At 33.8% G+C, this 17,266-nt stretch carries 17 protein-coding genes; 3 read left to right on the forward strand and 14 right to left on the reverse strand.

Annotated features, from left to right (window positions below):
* Positions 1-57: 57 nt before the first annotated feature.
* From ACKI42_RS11105 to ACKI42_RS11140, 8 genes are all read right to left on the reverse strand, one after another.
* Entirely contained in the window at positions 58-1,833 is a 1,776-nt protein-coding gene (locus ACKI42_RS11105) for an acyl-CoA dehydrogenase family protein (RefSeq protein WP_407405407.1), read from the reverse strand.
* A 22-nt stretch (positions 1,834-1,855) separates the two neighbouring features.
* Positions 1,856-3,034 carry a thiolase family protein gene (locus ACKI42_RS11110; protein WP_407405409.1) on the reverse strand — a complete coding sequence of 393 codons (1,179 nt, stop codon included), beginning with the start codon at positions 3,032-3,034 and terminating at the stop codon, positions 1,856-1,858.
* A gap of 52 nt (positions 3,035-3,086) precedes the next feature.
* On the reverse strand, positions 3,087-3,440 hold the full coding sequence (locus tag ACKI42_RS11115) for a four helix bundle protein (protein WP_407405411.1): 354 nt from the start codon (positions 3,438-3,440) through the stop codon (positions 3,087-3,089).
* 36 nt (positions 3,441-3,476) lie between these two features.
* The gene (locus ACKI42_RS11120; protein ID WP_407405413.1) at positions 3,477-5,864 is read right to left on the reverse strand and encodes a 3-hydroxyacyl-CoA dehydrogenase/enoyl-CoA hydratase family protein; all 2,388 of its coding nucleotides are present in this window, start codon (positions 5,862-5,864) and stop codon (positions 3,477-3,479) included.
* A 6-nt stretch (positions 5,865-5,870) separates the two neighbouring features.
* Positions 5,871-6,323, reverse strand: coding sequence for a MarR family winged helix-turn-helix transcriptional regulator (locus tag ACKI42_RS11125; protein ID WP_407405485.1), 453 nt, complete (start codon positions 6,321-6,323; stop codon positions 5,871-5,873).
* 166 nt (positions 6,324-6,489) lie between these two features.
* Positions 6,490-7,413 (reverse strand): ABC transporter ATP-binding protein, encoded by a 924-nt coding sequence (locus tag ACKI42_RS11130; RefSeq protein ID WP_407405415.1) that lies wholly within the window; start codon positions 7,411-7,413, stop codon positions 6,490-6,492.
* 24 nt (positions 7,414-7,437) lie between these two features.
* Positions 7,438-8,409, reverse strand: a complete 972-nt coding sequence (locus ACKI42_RS11135) for an iron chelate uptake ABC transporter family permease subunit (RefSeq protein ID WP_407405417.1) — start codon at positions 8,407-8,409, stop codon at positions 7,438-7,440.
* Between the two features lie 23 nt (positions 8,410-8,432).
* Positions 8,433-8,999, reverse strand: coding sequence for a TlpA family protein disulfide reductase (locus ACKI42_RS11140; RefSeq protein WP_407405419.1), 567 nt, complete (start codon positions 8,997-8,999; stop codon positions 8,433-8,435).
* Positions 9,000-9,030: 31 nt separating this feature from the next.
* On the opposite strand from ACKI42_RS11140, the gene ACKI42_RS11145 reads away from it, so the two are divergent.
* Together ACKI42_RS11145 and ACKI42_RS11150 are read left to right on the forward strand one after the other, a co-directional pair.
* Positions 9,031-10,155: a 2Fe-2S iron-sulfur cluster-binding protein gene (locus tag ACKI42_RS11145; RefSeq protein WP_407405487.1), complete on the forward strand. Its 1,125-nt coding sequence runs from the start codon at positions 9,031-9,033 to the stop codon at positions 10,153-10,155.
* The gene (locus ACKI42_RS11150; RefSeq protein ID WP_407405421.1) at positions 10,152-10,769 is read left to right on the forward strand and encodes a vancomycin high temperature exclusion protein; all 618 of its coding nucleotides are present in this window, start codon (positions 10,152-10,154) and stop codon (positions 10,767-10,769) included. Before ACKI42_RS11145 ends, ACKI42_RS11150 begins: the two co-directional genes overlap by 4 nt.
* On the opposite strand, the gene ACKI42_RS11155 is transcribed toward ACKI42_RS11150, so the two are convergent.
* Positions 10,766-13,363 carry a BamA/TamA family outer membrane protein gene (locus ACKI42_RS11155; RefSeq protein WP_407405423.1) on the reverse strand — a complete coding sequence of 866 codons (2,598 nt, stop codon included), beginning with the start codon at positions 13,361-13,363 and terminating at the stop codon, positions 10,766-10,768. The genes ACKI42_RS11150 and ACKI42_RS11155 overlap by 4 nt on opposite strands.
* Between ACKI42_RS11155 and ACKI42_RS11160 the strand changes: the two genes are divergently transcribed.
* Positions 13,349-14,080 (forward strand): TrmH family RNA methyltransferase, encoded by a 732-nt coding sequence (locus ACKI42_RS11160; RefSeq protein WP_407405425.1) that lies wholly within the window; start codon positions 13,349-13,351, stop codon positions 14,078-14,080. The two genes, ACKI42_RS11155 and ACKI42_RS11160, sit on opposite strands and share 15 nt — an antisense overlap.
* A gap of 83 nt (positions 14,081-14,163) precedes the next feature.
* Here ACKI42_RS11160 and ACKI42_RS11165 read toward each other — a convergent pair whose 3' ends face one another.
* From ACKI42_RS11165 to porQ, 5 genes are all read right to left on the reverse strand, one after another.
* Positions 14,164-14,661, reverse strand: a complete 498-nt coding sequence (locus tag ACKI42_RS11165; protein ID WP_407405427.1) for a phosphoribosyl-ATP pyrophosphatase — start codon at positions 14,659-14,661, stop codon at positions 14,164-14,166.
* A gap of 3 nt (positions 14,662-14,664) precedes the next feature.
* Positions 14,665-14,973, reverse strand: coding sequence for a phage holin family protein (locus tag ACKI42_RS11170; RefSeq protein ID WP_407405429.1), 309 nt, complete (start codon positions 14,971-14,973; stop codon positions 14,665-14,667).
* A 75-nt stretch (positions 14,974-15,048) separates the two neighbouring features.
* The gene (locus ACKI42_RS11175; protein WP_407405431.1) at positions 15,049-15,396 is read right to left on the reverse strand and encodes a YtxH domain-containing protein; all 348 of its coding nucleotides are present in this window, start codon (positions 15,394-15,396) and stop codon (positions 15,049-15,051) included.
* An 86-nt stretch (positions 15,397-15,482) separates the two neighbouring features.
* A complete protein-coding gene (gene cmk / locus ACKI42_RS11180; protein WP_407405433.1) occupies positions 15,483-16,154 on the reverse strand; it encodes a (d)CMP kinase in 672 nt (223 codons plus the stop codon).
* Between the two features lie 82 nt (positions 16,155-16,236).
* Entirely contained in the window at positions 16,237-17,229 is a 993-nt protein-coding gene (gene porQ / locus ACKI42_RS11185) for a type IX secretion system protein PorQ (protein ID WP_407405435.1), read from the reverse strand.
* Between the last annotated feature and the right edge of the window lie 37 nt (positions 17,230-17,266).

Raw genomic sequence — 17,266 nt, forward strand, 5'->3', positions numbered from 1 at the left:
AAAAAAACGCCTCCGATAATCTGAAGCGTTTTGAGTATTTATATCTAAAAGGAAATCCTAATAGTGACCTTTTTCTACATAATGTGCAGCAATTTTCTCTGTAAGTGCTACTACATTTGGATAATTAGTATATTTCGTAAATCTTCTTAACCCTGAGAGCATCATTCTTTGCTCATCACCTTCAGCAAAAGAAATTATTCCTTCTTTCGCAGCTGCGATAATTTTTTCTGTTGCTTTGTACAGGTTCAATTGAGCCATTGCAGCTTCTACAGAGTCTGGAGTGAAATGTTTTTCAGCTCTTAGAACTGCAGATTCAGCCATATAAACTTGGTTCAAGATTTCAGAGGCATTAATTAATAAGTGTTGTTGCTTCTCGATATCCATCATGAATTTTTGTAGAGCAGCACCAGAAACCATTAAGAATACTTTTTTAAGGTTTGCGATAATTGCTTTTTCTTCACTCATAAATTCAGAATAATCTGGCACTTCGAAAGATGGAATTCCCATCAATTCTTTGCTAATTGCCATAGCGGGAGAAAGAAGATCTATTTCGCCTTTCATTGCTCTTTTAATTAACATTCCAACTGCCAATAATCTGTTGATTTCGTTGGTTCCTTCGTAGATTCTAGAAATTCTAGCATCTCTCCAAGCAGATTCCATAGGAGTATCCTCAGAGAATCCCATTCCTCCATAAACCTGAATTCCTTCGTCCGCTGTATTTTGAGCTAAATCTGAAACAAAAACTTTAAGAATAGAACATTCTACAGCGAATTCTTCAACTCCTTTTAGTTCAGCTTCTTGATGGCTCATTCCGCCAGCTACTAATTCGTCAATTTTATCTTGAACATTTTTTGCTCCTCTATAAGAACCCGCTTCACTTACGAATGTACCAGTTGCCATCTCAGCAATTTTCTTTCTGATTGCTCCGAAAGTAGAAATAGAAACTCCAAATTGTTTTCTTTCGTTAGCATACTGGATAGAGTGGTTGGTAATTCTTCTTTGTGCATCCAAACAAGCAGCTGCCAATTTGATTCTACCAACGTTCAAAGCATTAAGAGCGATTTTGAAACCATTGTTTCTTTCTCCTAAAAGATTCTCAACAGGAATTTTCATATCATTGAAGAAAACCTGACGAGTAGACGATGCGCGTATACCCAATTTATGTTCCTCTTCCCCAAATGTTAAGCTGTCTGGGTTTTCCAATTCTGAACGATTGATAATGAAACCTGTAATATTTTTATCGTCTTCTATTTTGGCAAATAATGTGAAAGTATCAGCAAATCCTGCATTAGAAATCCACATTTTTTGCCCGTTGATGATGTAGTGTTTACCATCCTCAGATAGTTTAGCCTTTGTTTTCCCAGAGTTGGCATCAGAACCTGCATCAGGCTCTGTAAGGCAGTAAGCTCCGAACTTTATGCCAGCAGCCAAATCTGGTAAATATTTTTTCTTTTGTTCTTCAGTTCCGTACAATACAATTGGTAAAGTTCCAATACCCGTATGTGCACCGTATGCAGTAGCCAAAGATCCAGTGGCACCAGAAATATAGTCACAAGCCAACATTGTAGAAACGAATCCCATTCCTAATCCACCATATTCCTCGGGTACAGAAATACCTAGCATTCCCATATCTCCCAATTTACGCATAGTTTCTTCCGTTAATGCGAAATCTTTATTCTCGAAACGATCTTTGTTTGGAACAACTTCTCTATCAATAAATTCTTTTGCAGAATCACGCAGCATTTTTTGTTCATCGTTTAATTCTTCAATACTAAAGATCTCGTTTGCTTGAACTTCTTTGATTAAAAATTCTCCACCTTTAATTATAGCCATTTTATATTTGTATTTTTAGTGTTTATAATAATTCGAAAACTGATGCAGCACCTTGTCCAGTACCAACACACATAGAAACTAATCCGTATTTGCTACCTCTTAGTTTCATTTCATTTAATAATTGTACTGTTAACTTCGTACCTGTACATCCAAGTGGGTGACCCAATGCGATGGCACCACCATTTACATTTAAAATATCAGGATTTAGTCCTAATTCATTTTTGATGGCAACAGATTGAGAAGCAAATGCCTCGTTTAATTCAATCAAATCAATATCATTAAGAGTTAAGCCAGCTTGTTTTAACGCCTTAGGAATAGCGAAAATAGGCCCGATTCCCATAATTCTTGGAGGAACACCTGCCGCCGCGTAAGAAACTAATCTTGCGATAGGAGTTAGGTTGTGCTCTTTTAAATATTCTTCAGAAACCACCAATACGAAGGCAGCACCATCAGACATTTGAGAAGAATTACCAGCAGTTACAGATCCACCATTAGCAAATACTGGTCTAAGTTTTGCCAGACCTTCTAACGAAGTATCTAATCTTGGTCCTTCATCTACGGTAAAATCAAATTTCTTAGTTTGAGATTTCTGATTTTCATCTAAATATGTGTATTCAACTGGGATTGGAACGATTTGGCTCGCAAATTTACCTTCAGCAATTGCTTTCAATGCTTTTTGGTGAGAATTAAATGCGAATAAATCTTGCTCTTCTCTAGAGATTTTATACTCAGTAGCTACAGCTTCCGCAGTATAACCCATTCCCCAATAATAATCTGGATGGCTTTTTGCCAAATGACTTTCCGGGATTGGCTTGTATCCACCCATTGGGATATAACTCATAGACTCTGTACCTCCAGCGATAATACATTCGGCCATTCCTGCTTGTATTTTTGCAGAAGCCAACGCAATTGCTTCAGATCCCGAAGCACAGTAACGATTAATGGTTACTCCTGGTACTTTATCGGTATTTAGTCCCATTAGGGAAATAAGACGAGCCACGTTAAGTCCTTGCTCTGCTTCTGGCATTGCGTTACCAACGATAAGATCGTCTATGGTATCTTTATCAATTTGTGGGAAATCTCCCATTAATTTTTCTATTACTGTTGCTGCAGAAACATCTGGTCTTGTAAAGCGTAAACTTCCTTTAGGTGCTTTACCTACAGCGGTTCTGTAACCTGCAACGATATATGCTGTTTTCATTTTTTTTGTATTAAAGTAGGTTGTACAATGTAGTAATGATTGTAATTCGGTATTATGTATTTAGTTTTTGCTTTAACTTCACTATCATATTTTGAATGTACTTAATCTCAGAATAAATAGAATCAAATTCATTATTATAGAAAAAATCTAAATCTTTCGCTATTAATATTTGAGTCTCAAATTCAAACGAAGATCCTAAAGCAATATTCAAAAAGTGAGAAAATTGTGCATTTGTATCACGACCAGCACCTTCAGCGATATTAGATGGAACAGAATAAATACTTCTTCTTGCATGTGAAGTCAATCCGAATAATTCTTCTTTTGGAAAATTTTTTGAAGCCAAATAAAATTCCTTACAAAGTTTCATGGATTTTGACCAAACTTCTAAATCTCTAAAATTGTGCATATCAATGATACTTTAATACCTAATACATCTTAAAAATTAGTTACGCAATGGTTTTCCTTTGGTTAACATGTACTGAATTCTTTCTAGTGTTTTTCTTTCTCCACAAAGTTGTAAGAAAGCTTCTCTTTCCAGATTTAGCAAATATTGCTCAGTCACTTCGGTAGGTTCAGACAAATTTCCTCCTGCCATTACATAGCCTAATTTATCTGCAATTTTCTTGTCATGCTCAGAGATAAATTTACCAGCCAACATTTGATCTGTTCCAACATAGAACATACCCAATGCATTCTGACCAAGAACTTTTACTTTTTCTTCGATAGGTTGAGAATATCCTTGTTTAGCCATCAATAAAGCAACATCCTTAGCTTCTGCAATTTGTCTGTTTTTATTGATAACTACGATATCTTTATGCTTTTGTAGAATTCCCATATCGAAAGCTTCTTGTGCAGATGTAGCCACTTTAGCCATTGCGATATTCATGAAGGCATCTCTTAGTCTATTTGTTTTCACGTCATCAGCAATTACTTCTTTCATTGTTCTTACCGTGAATTCCTTGGAACCACCACCACCAGGAATTACACCAACACCTGCTTCTACAAGTCCAATGTAAGTTTCTGCAGCAGCTACTACTTTATCAGCGTGCATTGTCATTTCGCAACCACCACCAAGCGTCATTCCATGAGGAGCCACTACAACTGGAATTGAAGAATAACGGACTCTCATCATTGATTTTTGGAAGTAGGCAATAGCCATATTCAAGTCGTCCCAATCTTGCTCGATAGCCATCATCAAAATCATCGCTAAGTTGGCACCTACAGAGAAGTTTGCTCCTTGGTTTCCTACTACAAGACCATCATATTCTTTTTCAGCTAAATCTATAGCTCTGTTGAGTCCATCTAGAACTTCACCACCAAGAGAATTCATTTTAGAACGAATTTCAAAATTGATGATTCCATCACCAAGATCAATAATAGAAGATCCAGAATTAGACCACAATGTTTTGTTCTTTCTGATATTATCTAAAATAATAAAAGCTTCTTGTCCTGGAATATTTTTGTAAGATCCATTATTAACAAAAGTTTTTGCACCTTCGTCGTTTATTTGGTAGAATGATGATATATTTTTCACCCATTCTGCTACCTCATAACCAGATTCTTTAGCAAGTGCAATTCCTTTTTCTACGCCTACTGCATCCCAAATCTCGAAAGGACCATTTTCCCATCCAAAGCCAGCGCGCATTGCGTCATCAATTTTATAAACTTCATCTGAAATTTCTGGAACTTTGTGAGAAACATAAGCAAATAATGCTCCCAACATTGCTCTGTAAAATTCTCCAGCTTTATCTTTCCCACCAATCAATACTTTAAAACGATCAATTGGTTTATCAATCTTTTTTGTTAGTTCTAAAGTTGCAAAATTTGATTTTCCTTGATCCTCGTATTCTAATGTATCAAGGTTCAACCCTAAAATTGCAGATTTACCATCAGCATCTTTTACCTTTTTGAAAAAACCTTGATCAGATTTAGAACCCAACCATTTGTTCTCCATCATATGATTGATGTAAGAAGGCAATTCGAACTGATCTCTGAATAATTCTTGCTCAGCACCAGATTCTCTAACACCGTTTGCAACATGTACCAATGTATCTAGTCCTACAACATCAGCCGTTCTGAAAGTAGCTGATTTTGGACGCCCGATTACTGGACCTGTCAATTTATCAACTTCAGAAACATTCATTCCTAATTTTTGGATATTGTGGAATAAATTCATAATTCCGAAAACTCCAATTCTGTTGGCAATAAATGCAGGTGTATCTTTAGCTAAAACTGTATCTTTTCCTAAAAATTTAGCTCCAAAACTCATATAGAAATCTACAATTTCTGGTGCTGTATCATGTGTAGGAATAATTTCTAATAAGGGTAAATATCTTACCGGATTAAAAAAGTGAGTTCCTGCAAAGTGCTTTTTGAAATCTTCGCTTCTTCCTTCTACCAAATGATTGATAGGTATACCTGAAGTATTAGAAGACACTAGAGTTCCAGGCTTACGGAATTGTTCTATTTTTTCGTAAACTGATTTTTTAATGTCTAATCTCTCTACAACTACCTCGATGATCCAATCTGTATTTTTTATTTTTTGCAAATCGTCATCGAAATTTCCAACAGAAATTCTATCCGCAAATTTTGGAGAATAGAGGAGTGCTGGACTTGCTTTTTTCAGTTTTGCCAAATTCTCGGTAGCAATTCTATTTCTGACTACCTTATCATCTTTGGTCAAACCTTTTTTCTGTTCAGCTTCAGTCAATTCAAAAGGAACAATATCCAACAGCAAAACTTCTACGCCGATGTTGGCAAAGTGAGCTGCGATACCGCTTCCCATAATTCCTGAACCAAGAACCGTTACATGTTTGATTCTTCTTTTCATTTTTATTTATTTTCTGTTATTTAATAATTCGTTGGCAATTTTCATGATTTCACCCATTACTTCTTTGAAAACTTCTACTTTTTCGGGTTCTATTTTTTCAACAATTTTTTTATTGAAATTAACGACAACTTCCTTTGATAGATTTCTAGAATTAAGTCCTTTATCCGTTAGCTTAATGATAACTTCTCTTTTATCTGTTGTTGTTTTCTCCTTATAAATATAGCCATTATCTTCCAAAAGTTTGATAATTCTAGTAAGCGAAGTGGGTTCTATAGCCATCTTAGGACCCAGATTGGTACTCCTTGTGCCTTCTTTGGGATCAATTTTCAACAAAGTAAGCGCTTGTACTGCCGTAGAGTCATACTCTTGTGCCATCTCGCTATACATCTTAGAAACTGCCAACCAGGTTTGTTTCAAAATGAGGTCTACGTTCTCCGTTTTATCTTTATTGATGTCCATCATAGTGTTTAGGTTATCTTTATATCAAATGTAGCAAATATTATGCATGCATAGTATATTTTTGTGTTAAATTTAATTAACACACTGATAATTAGTAACTTAAATTATATGATTAGCATAATACTATGCATGCATAGTATGTAGTATCTTCAAATATTAGATGTAATTAGTATAATGTTTTAACTAATTTTACGATTTCTTCGAATGATTCGCATTTGTAATTTTCATTTTTAATAGTAATGGTCCAAATATTTCCATCAAATTCGAAGGAAACTGAAGAGAGATCTTGTTCGAAGTTTTTTTGTAGCAAAGAGTACAACATTTCTTTATAAACGGAAGGCGCGGAGATATTTGGCGCTACAAATTTAGGATTCACCTGAAACAATGAGGCGTTAACAAGTTCCGGATGCTGAAGTAAAATGTCTTCCACAATCCCCGAATATAATTGTTTGTTTTTAACATACAAAATTTTATCTGCAAATTCTTTCGCTAATCGCCAATCGTGAGATGAAAATAGTATTAATTTTTTATGAGATTTAGCAAGATTTCTCAGCAATTGCAAAATCATAACTTTATTTTCCTCATCCAAATGAGTTGTAGGCTCATCTAGGATAATAAAGGGCGAATTTTGAGAAATTGCTCTTCCAATAAATACCTTTTGTAGATTACCATCAGACAAATTTTTTAGCAATGTATTTTTATATTTTTCTAAATTAAGCGCTGTGATAATGGTAGAAACTTCCTCTGTATCATCCTTTTTTAGTTCAAAATAATAGGGATAGTGGATGTATTTACCAAGAGAAATAAGATCCTCAACCGTGAAGGTTTGTGGTACGATAGATTTGGAAAAAACAATTGCAATTTCCTCTGCAATTTCCTTTACTGAAAGTTTAGTGATATTATTACCTTTAATTGAAATATTTCCGTTTAACAAAGGAATTTGATTGATTAGTGATTTTATCAAGGTTGTTTTTCCAACGCCATTATTTCCCACTAAGAGCACAACGTCACCCAAATTTAAATTTACATTGACATCTGATATCAATGTTTCTGTATAACCAATATTTCCGTTTTCTATCTGTAAATGCATCTTTAAAGAGGATTTTTTATTAAGCTAAGCTTTATTTTGTTTCAAAAGCATGGTTACTATTACAGGAATTCCGAATATCGAACTGATCACATTAATAGGTATACTTGTTTTCTCTGCAATGATAGAAAATGAAAGCATCATGAATATTCCTAAAAGCATATTTAGGATCCATTGTTGCCAAAGTTTCGCAGGATTATATACCATTCTGCAGAAATGCGGAACTATAATCCCAATAAATAGAATCGGTCCCAAAAATGCTGTGATAGACGCAGAAAGTAGGGAAGCGGTAATGATAACAAGGATTTTGAGTTTCTGTAGATTAACGCCAAAACTTTGCGCGTAAGCACCTCCTAAAGAATTTCCGATAAGAGGCTTGATGGTGTTAAAACTAAAGAACAATCCAAATCCAACCAAAATTGTTAATATATAAATTTGGTTTCTCGTCACCATATTATTAGCTCCGAAAGACCATAATATAAAGTTTTTCAAGCTTTGTTCTTCCGCATAGAATTGCAATAAAGAAACCATAGCCCCGGAAAAAGCAGATATTAGAAAACCAATAATAATAAGGTGTGATTTATCTTGAAATCTGCGAGAAATACCTAGAAGAACCAGCATTAATATCAAACTTCCGAGAATAGCAGATAAACTTAAAAAACTGTTTTGCAGTAATTCTGGAAGTATAATATTGTGCGCGAAAAATATATAAAAAGCAACTGATAAACTTGCTACTGAAGTGATCCCTAAAATATCTGGCCCTGCCAAGGGATTTTGAAAATATTCTTGCATCATAAATCCCGACGTAGGAATTGAAATCCCTGCTAATAGCATTACTAATACTCGGTTTATCCTAATTTCTGCAATCTGATTATTACCTGAAGCTTGAAAGAAATCTTGAATTTGTAAATCTAAAAATCCCGTTTTTAGATTGGTAATAGCACTTGTTATAATCGCTACTATTAATAATAAACACAGGATTTTGAATTTGTCTGACATTATATTATTTTATACTAAATGAGTTATTTTACATCAAATGATTTAATTTTTTCATCTAATATTTGTTGACTCATTAATCCCAAATATTCATCAGTTTTATCGCCTTTTCTCATATATGTAAACGGTATTGCATCACCCGTCCAAGTTTTAAAATTATTTTTAAAAAAAGTTTCATCCAACAGTGCACCATCCAACAGAATGGTGTGATTTCTAATCCCATGTTTATCCACAAAAGCGGGAACTTCTGTATTCCAAACTTCCTTGGTATCTAGATTTAGAAATGTAATTTTTACGGGTTTACCCGCTAGTTGTACAGATTTTTCCTTAAAATGCGGAATCTCTCTTACGCAAGGGCCGCACCAAGTAGCAAAGAAATTGGTAACGTATAAAGTGTCATTTTTAGTCTGTAGAAATTCAGTGGTTTTTTCTGGAGATAAAGATTTTAGTTCTGCTAATTTTTCTGGTGTTACTGAAGGTGCTGTGTTATCTATAGAATCATTGGTAGTAGATACTGACGTGGTATTTTCCGCTTCTTTTTTACAACTCAATAAAGCGGTTGTGAAAAGCAAGGTCAAAATTATCTTTTTCATGTATATATTTTTATTATTTTTGAGTAGAACTATGGAACAACTAATGTACAAGGGGAAACTTACCCCATTTCACCCGTTAAAAATAAAGAAAAAGGAAGACCTGACCAAAAATACTATCTCACTGGAACTCGATATTCCTGAAGATTTGGTAGGAAATTTTGTTTTTCAGTCGGGTCAATATGTAAGTTTACAATTCAAATTGAAAGATGGAATGGTAATATATGATTACTCTATAACGTCGGCTCCACACGAAAATAAGATTACTTTAGGGATAAAGATTAGCTCAACTGAAAGTTCTGCTTTTCAATTATACAAAAATTATAGGGTTGGAGATGTTATATTGGTAAGCGAACCCAGCGGGAGATTCACCATAGATTCTAAGCCTCATGAATTTCGTACGATTGTGGCTTTTGCGGGCGGAATTGGCATTACACCACTATTGAGTCATTTCAAAAACATACTACATACTGAGCCTAGAACGCGCCTTTTTCTTTTCTATGGTAACAAAAGTAAAGATGAAGTCGTCTATAGAGATTTGCTAGATAATATGGCAAAATTATATCAAAACAGATTACAGATTTATTACTTTTATTCTCAAGAAAAAACCGATGATTTGTTATTTTATGGCAGATTAGATGAAAAAAAACTAAATTTAATCATTAACCAAATATTACATTTGGATGATACCGATGAAGAATCTACCATTTGGGATGCAGTAGATGAAGTGCTGATTTGCGGGAAAGAAAGTATGGTGAAATCTCTTGCTAATGCTTGCTATCATCATGGCATCAGGAAGAAAAACATTCATTATGAACTCTTCGATGAGCTGATTGATGAAATTTATCCTTCAGAAAAGCAATTTCCTTTAATTGAAAATATTAAGGTTGAATTTACAATCTTAGGTAAGAATTATTCAACTCTATTTAAAAATAATAAAGAGAAAATTTTACAGCAATTGTTGGAGCAAAATTATCCTGTTCCCTATTCTTGCAAAGCAGGAATTTGTGGAAGTTGCGAATGCAAAGTGGAAGAGGGCGAAGTTGAACTTTTGGAAAACGAATATCTTACAGAAAAAGAGGAGGAACAAGGAAGAATCTTAGCTTGTATGTCTATCGCAAGAACTAATAAAATAAAGCTTAACTTTGATTTGAGTTGAAAACAGCAAAAAACATAGTTAAATTCATATTTTTATCAGCAGAATTGGGCATTCTGTTGATATGTTTATCCAACCTTTGGGTATTTGGGCTTACCAATGGACGAACGTACACTAAGATTTCAAAAATTCCGCCTCGTGAAATCGCTTTGGTCTTGGGAACATCACCAAGAATGAAATCGGGTGCCTCAAACCCTTATTTTACTAAAAGAATGGACGCTACTGCATTACTTTATCATCATGGAAAGATAAAAAAAATTATCGTAAGTGGCGAAAAAAGTAAAGGCTACAATGAACCCTTAGCCATGAAGAATTACTTGGTGTACCAAGAAGGTGTTCCAGAAGAAATAATCACCGAAGATCCAGAGGGTTTCAATACATACAAAAGTATTTTACGATGTAAAAATATTTATAAAAAGCACGATATCATCATTGTTTCTCAAGGTTATCACAATCTAAGAGCCTTATTTTTTGCCAGAAATAATAATATGAACGCGTTGGGATTTGACGCCCAAGATGTCACAAAACCTGCTAGTTACTACAGAAATCAATCTAGAGAAGTTCTCGCTAGAGTGATTGCTGTAGTATACTATATTTTGGGAATCCCTCCAGATTAAAATGGATAGCCAAATGCAATATTGAGAGTAGGTTTCAGAGGTTTTATATCATGAAATCTCCATCTTTCGCCCTCAGGTCTATTCGGATCATAGATTTTATAAGCCAAATCTACACGCAGGGTAATATAAGCTACATTCACTCTAAGCCCAAATCCACTACCAATACCCACTTGTTTGATAAAGTCTCCAAATTTAAACTGATCATTAAAACCATTATCTTTCAAGCTCCAAATATTTCCAATATCGGTGAATACTGCACCTTCATACATATCATTAAAAGGAACTCTGTATTCTACATTGGTTGTCAGCTTTACATTACCCATCACATAGGTACGAATTCTTTCGTCAATTTGAGAATCTGAAGGTCCCAAGCCGCCGAATGCTACCCAAGCACGGATATCATTAGATCCACCATTGAAATAAGATCTTGCAAAAGGCATAGATGAAGAATTTCCGTAAGGAACACCTAGACCGATAAATTGTCTTAGTGCTAACGTTTGATTTCCATTGAACTTAAAATATTTTCTAACATCAAAATCAAATTTTACAAATTGTGCATACGGGATTCCAAAAATTGTACGTTGAGAATTCTCTAGTACCCCAATATTTCCATCTCTCTTTTGATTGAATGCACTAAGTATATTACCAGCAACTTCCACCTTACCGTTGAAATAGAAAGGATTTTCGAAGTCCTTTTTACCAATTTCGTTATAGATAAAATTGTAGATCATCGAGGAGATAATAATATCCTGAGTTTGTCTATCTTTATTGATTAATGATTGGTTGAAACTATTAAAATTGTTTAGTTTCTCAGCATCCAAACTATTTTTAAAAGCTTCATCTTTAATAATTTTTGCAGATACCTGATCCATCGTCAATAAACCAGCATTGTAATCTTGGGCTACAACAGGATTGAAGGCAAAATAATTATCGAATGCTTCGGATCTTATATATTCATCGTTTACGAAGAAACTGTAATAACTCTCCTTATTTTTTGTTAAACTAAACTGCGTATTAAATAATGTCAGTTTATGAGATACAATATCATTTACATTTGCGAAATAATTTAATCCTGTATTAAAATTAATTCTGCCTAGTCCAATATTATTCTGTACGGATGCTCCCAAAACAATAGATGAAGTAGGAGTGTATCTTTTCGGAATTAGTTTGTAATAATTAAACGGTAAAAGTAATCTAGGGAAAGAAAGTGATCCCTGAGCCGAAATTTCATAAGCTACAATTCTTTTATCTAAATTTTTAGGGTTTTTAATAGACCCAAAAGTTCCCGCTATACTTGTAGACAAGTTTTCTGCACCTCTAAATATATTTCGCGTTGTAAGATCTATAGATGGTGCTACACCTAGATTTAACAGTTGAGAATAATTAATATCCGTTCCTACTTTTATTTCATATCTAGGTAATGGCTTTAAAAGGTACAAAACATCTACTATACTATCGTTTGGAGTAATACTTCCACCTTGTCTTAAAGAATCTTTAGCCTTTAAGATGCTAAAATTATTCATGGCCAAAATATTTCTCTTTGTAATATCTAGTTTTTTCTGATCATACTCAGCTTTACTATCGACAATAATAGTACGCCACAAGGCTGAAGTCTTGTAGTTTTCATTCATTTTATGAAATCTAATTCTACGTAAACTATCTTTCACTGTTTTGGTACCGAAGTCACTAGCATTTCTTACGACGGCAACATCAATATTCCCGAATGTTGCCTTTTTATATCGAGAATTGGCGGAATCTTTTTTTATTTCTAAAATTAAAGGGACTTCTTTTCTGCTCTTCAAAGAATCCGCTATAAACCCTACTTCATCACCACCATTATTGAATCTGTAGTAGCCTTTGCCTCGCATGAGATCGTTTATCCTAGTCACCTCCTTTTCCAATACAGTCTGATCAAGAATTTGTTTGGATCGAATGTGGGTTTTTAGAAGAGACTCTTGATAAATACTTTTTATGCCTAGATCTGGGATATTATAATAGTATTCTTTAATGATTGTTGGGCTGTTGTGAGTGATAGAATAATCCACTTCAGCCTTTTTTCCTGCAGAATCCAGTTTATGATTGAAGCTTACTTTACCATCCCAATATCCTCTATACGTTAATCTTTTTTCTATAGATTCAGCACTTTTTTCAGATCTATTTTGATCTAAAATAACTGGTGGCGTTCCCCAATTGTGAAGCAATCTGTCTGATAACAGACTTTTTCCGATGCTTTCTTTCCTATTGTATTTAATAAACAAAGAATCTCTTAGATCCTGATTTCTCATTTCGCTTGGATACGTCATATACTCATTAAGGATAGTATCGTACTTTGGGTTTGCAGCATTATAAAGCCACAAACTCAATGGCATAAGTAGAAATTGCTTTTTGTTGGGTTTCTGCTGAACGTAGCTTTTCAGTTCATCATCAAAGAATTCAGATTTATCTTCAAAAATAAAATTGTTTTTTGTCAATAAATATTCTCCCTGAGGAACCTTTTTTGTCGTGCTACAAGCAGAGATAAGTACTGCAAATGTTGCAAATGAAATTATTTTATAATATTTTTGAGGAGAATTCTTAAAATGCTTACAGCTCATACAATAAAAATTTTACAGTCTTTAGATAAAAAGAAGTTTAGGCAAAAATACAATTTGTTTTTGGTTGAAGGGAATAAAATCATTTCCGAACTTCCCAAATCTAACATTAAAATAAAAGAAATATACTCTACGGATGCAAAAAATCTAGGTTTTACAGGAACTCCTGTTATCGAGATTACCGAACACGAACTCAAAAAAATTAGTTTTCTTCAACATCCAAAAGATTCTATAGCAGTTTGCGAACTGCAAGTAGATCCCAATTTTAAGGAGAGGGATATACAATTGGTTTTGGATGGTATCCAAGATCCAGGTAATCTGGGGACAATCATTAGATTGGCAGATTGGTTTGGGATAGAACAGATCATTTGTAGTGAAGACACTGTGGATTGCTACAATCCAAAGGTCATACAAGCAAGTATGGGATCTTTTACCAGAGTGAATATGGTCTATTGTAACTTGGTAGACTATTTGTCTGAGACAAAAAATAGCAACGTTGGTACCGATATGGATGGTGAAAATATATACCAATTCGAAAAACCAAAAAAGCTAAATTTAATCATGGGTAATGAAGGAAAAGGATTGAGAAATGAAACTGAACAATTATTGCACAAAAAAATTAGTATTCCGAGATTTGGAAGATCTCAATCTACAGAAAGTTTGAATGTATCAATGGCTGCAGGAATTATCTTGGGTCAGTTCTTTAATAAATATAATTAATATATAGACAAAATAGAGTATTAGAGTTGTGAGTTCGTAGGTATTTTTTATACAAAAAACTCACAACGCTTTTACCCAAATAGTTATATTAATTGTTCCATGCTAGACAAACTTTTAGATTTTTGATAGGTCTCCAACTTTTTTCTTACGAACTTTAGTGCCATTGGAGCCACATAGATTAAAGCAGCGCCAAGAAGTTTTTTCTTCCAATTAGAACTTCTAAAATTATTTTTAGCATAGTTAGCTACAAATGCAGTTACCGCAAGTTTGACCATGCTGTCTAGTGCATCACCCTTGAGTGCATTATTGGCAAATCCCATCGCTGCATTTTTGCTAAGGAACATATCTTTTACTTCAGAAGAAAGTTGTTTGGCAATAACATCTTTCCTCAAAACAGTTTTTTCTTCCCCTTCCTCATCAACTTTTTCTTGCAAATATTGATCAGTAAGTCCGTTGGTAAATGCACTTAAACTTTCTTTCGTGTTTTTGAAAGTGAGTAACGATTCTAGGTCATTAATTTCACCTTGTAGAAGCGCTTTTTTCCTTTTTAGTTCTTCCAAACTTTCATAATTTCTACCCATAAGCTATTGGTTTAAGAATTCTATTACTTTATTGGCAACTCCATTTACCAAACGTTTTTTAAAGATAATGATTAGAATCATAATCAACAAATAAAATGTGGCCACAACCAAAAAACCATAAGAAGTATTGTTCATTATATTGCCTAATAGAAAGGCAATTCCAAAATTCAATAGGATAATAAAAAAGGTAAATGCAACCAATAAAATCACTAGATAAGCAATGACACCTGCAGATATAGATGATTTTTCAGTGGCCTGAATTTTCAATAAATCTATGCGTTTGGAAGCATATTCTTTTAATGTCTCTATCATAGTTTTTTTTTAGTGTTACAAAAAAAGGAACTTTAATAGTCAAAGTTCCTTTTATAAAAATTTATAAAATAATAATTATTTTAAATCATTAAGACCTGCTTCAACATCTTTTACCATGTCTGTCGTTTTAGAAACGATTTGGTCTTTATATTTATCATATCCATCTTTTACAGTGTGCGCAACGTTGTTGGCAGTTTCTTTAAAAGTAGATGAAATATTATCATATTGATCTTTCACCTTTTCGGATACATCTCCGTACTTATCTTTAGCTTGATCTTTTAAGTCGCTAGCCTTAGTTTTAATTTTTTTTCTAGTTTCTTTACCTTCCTCTGGAGCATAAAGCATTCCTAAAATTACTCCTGCTGCTGCACCTGCAAGAAGACCTGCTAACATACCCGCTGTACTATTACCTTTTCTAGACATTTTTTGTTTTTTTTAGTTATTAATATTAAGTTATTTGTAAAATTAGTACAATTAATATACCAATTTTGAAATTTCGAAATAAAAAATCAATTATTAATATAGGATAAAATTCTTTCTATAGTTTCTTTCTTAGATAATGAGGAATTATCAATCAGAATAGCATCTTCTGCTTGTTTTAAAGGAGCAATTTTCCTTTCACTATCTATACGATCTCGCTCTATTAGATTTTCTCTTACTTGGTTAACATCGGCTTCAATACCCAAACCTAGAAGTTCTTGGTATCTTCTTTTCGTCCGTTCTTCTATACTTGCAGTAAGAAAAAATTTAAAATCTGCATTAGGGAAAACTACAGTCCCAATATCTCTACCATCCATGATTACACCTCCTTTTTCTGCAATATTTTGTTGAAATTGGAGTAAAAAATCTCTTACTTCCTTTTGTTTTGCTATAAAACTAACACTATTAGAAACCTCATTTGTTCTTATGTCTACAGAAATATCCTTATCATTGAGGTACAATACCAATTCCTCATTTACATTCTTGAATTCTAAATGGATTAAAGGAAAAGAAGAATACAGTTTTTGAAGATCAATATCTAGATTCTCATCCTTACAATTCTGTAGTGCAAACCATGTAATGCCACGGTATAAGGCTCCCGTATCTAGATGTACAATACCTAGTTTGTGCGCAATGATTTTTGAAATAGAGCTTTTTCCTGTAGATGAGAATCCATCTATAGCTATTACTGGTTTTTTCATAATACAAATTTCAAAAAAAAAATCTATAAAACCAATGATATCTTGGGATAATCAAATTTAAATGTACCGGTTTAAGTGTAGATTATTCACCCCGATGGCTACTTAGATCTATAGAAACGCCAAGTTGATTGACGTTTGAGGAATTATGATACCTTACATGAGCATAATCTACCCTGAATTTTGAAATTTTCAGACCGAAGCCTGCAGAAAGTCCTGAAAAGTTTCTTTGATCCGATACAGCCAGCTCATTTCCTCTTTTAGCGTTGTAACCGACTCTTACCTTGAAAGATTTTTCTGGGAATAATTCTGCTCCAATTGAAAAATGGTCAGCTATTTTTCTACCCAAATTCACCTCCTGATCGTTAATATTGTATTCAGAAGAAATGTCAAACTTTTGAAGATCATGTGCAGTGACAGTAATCGCTAGAGGAAAAGCTTTAAGAATCTTTGTATATCCTATATCTATTCTAAAAGGAAGGTTCTCTCTTTCTCCATTAAAGGAATTGAATTGATATCCGAAATTTTTGAAAACCACTGAAGCAACTTCTTTGTTTTGCTTGTTATGATAAGTTATTCCTGCAGTACCAGATAGAGCTGAAGACGAATAGGTGTCAATTTTTGAGGTAATAAAATTAAGTCCACCACCAATTGTCCAATCTTCTTCAAATTGGTATGCGTATCCTGCTCCTACAGCAACATCTGAAGCTGAAAATTCTCCCATTTCAAAACCACTTTCGTCAGTTCTAGGGATATTCCCATAGCTCAAATATCTAGCGTTCAGTGTAACCATATGTCCGTTTTCTAAATCCTTAGCAAAACTAATGGTTCCGTATTTAGAATCCGCCAAATAGGCTGTAGCATTGATAGATAGTTGCTTATCAGAATCTGGATTCAACAAGGAAGGATTGGCAATAGCAAAAGAAACATCATAATCTCTAATGGTAATTGCATCGCCTCCAAGAGCTGCTTGTCTAGCCGAAACTGGAATATTAAGAAATGAATATACATTTGTCCCATTTTGAGCAAATGAAACAATTCCCGAAAGAAGTAGTGAAAAAATTAGAACTTTCTTCAAATCAATATTTAATTATTGCAAAAATAACCCTTTTTGT

The sequence above is a fragment of the Chryseobacterium sp. genome (genome assembly GCF_045629545.1).
Classification (GTDB): Bacteria; Bacteroidota; Bacteroidia; order Flavobacteriales; family Weeksellaceae; genus Chryseobacterium.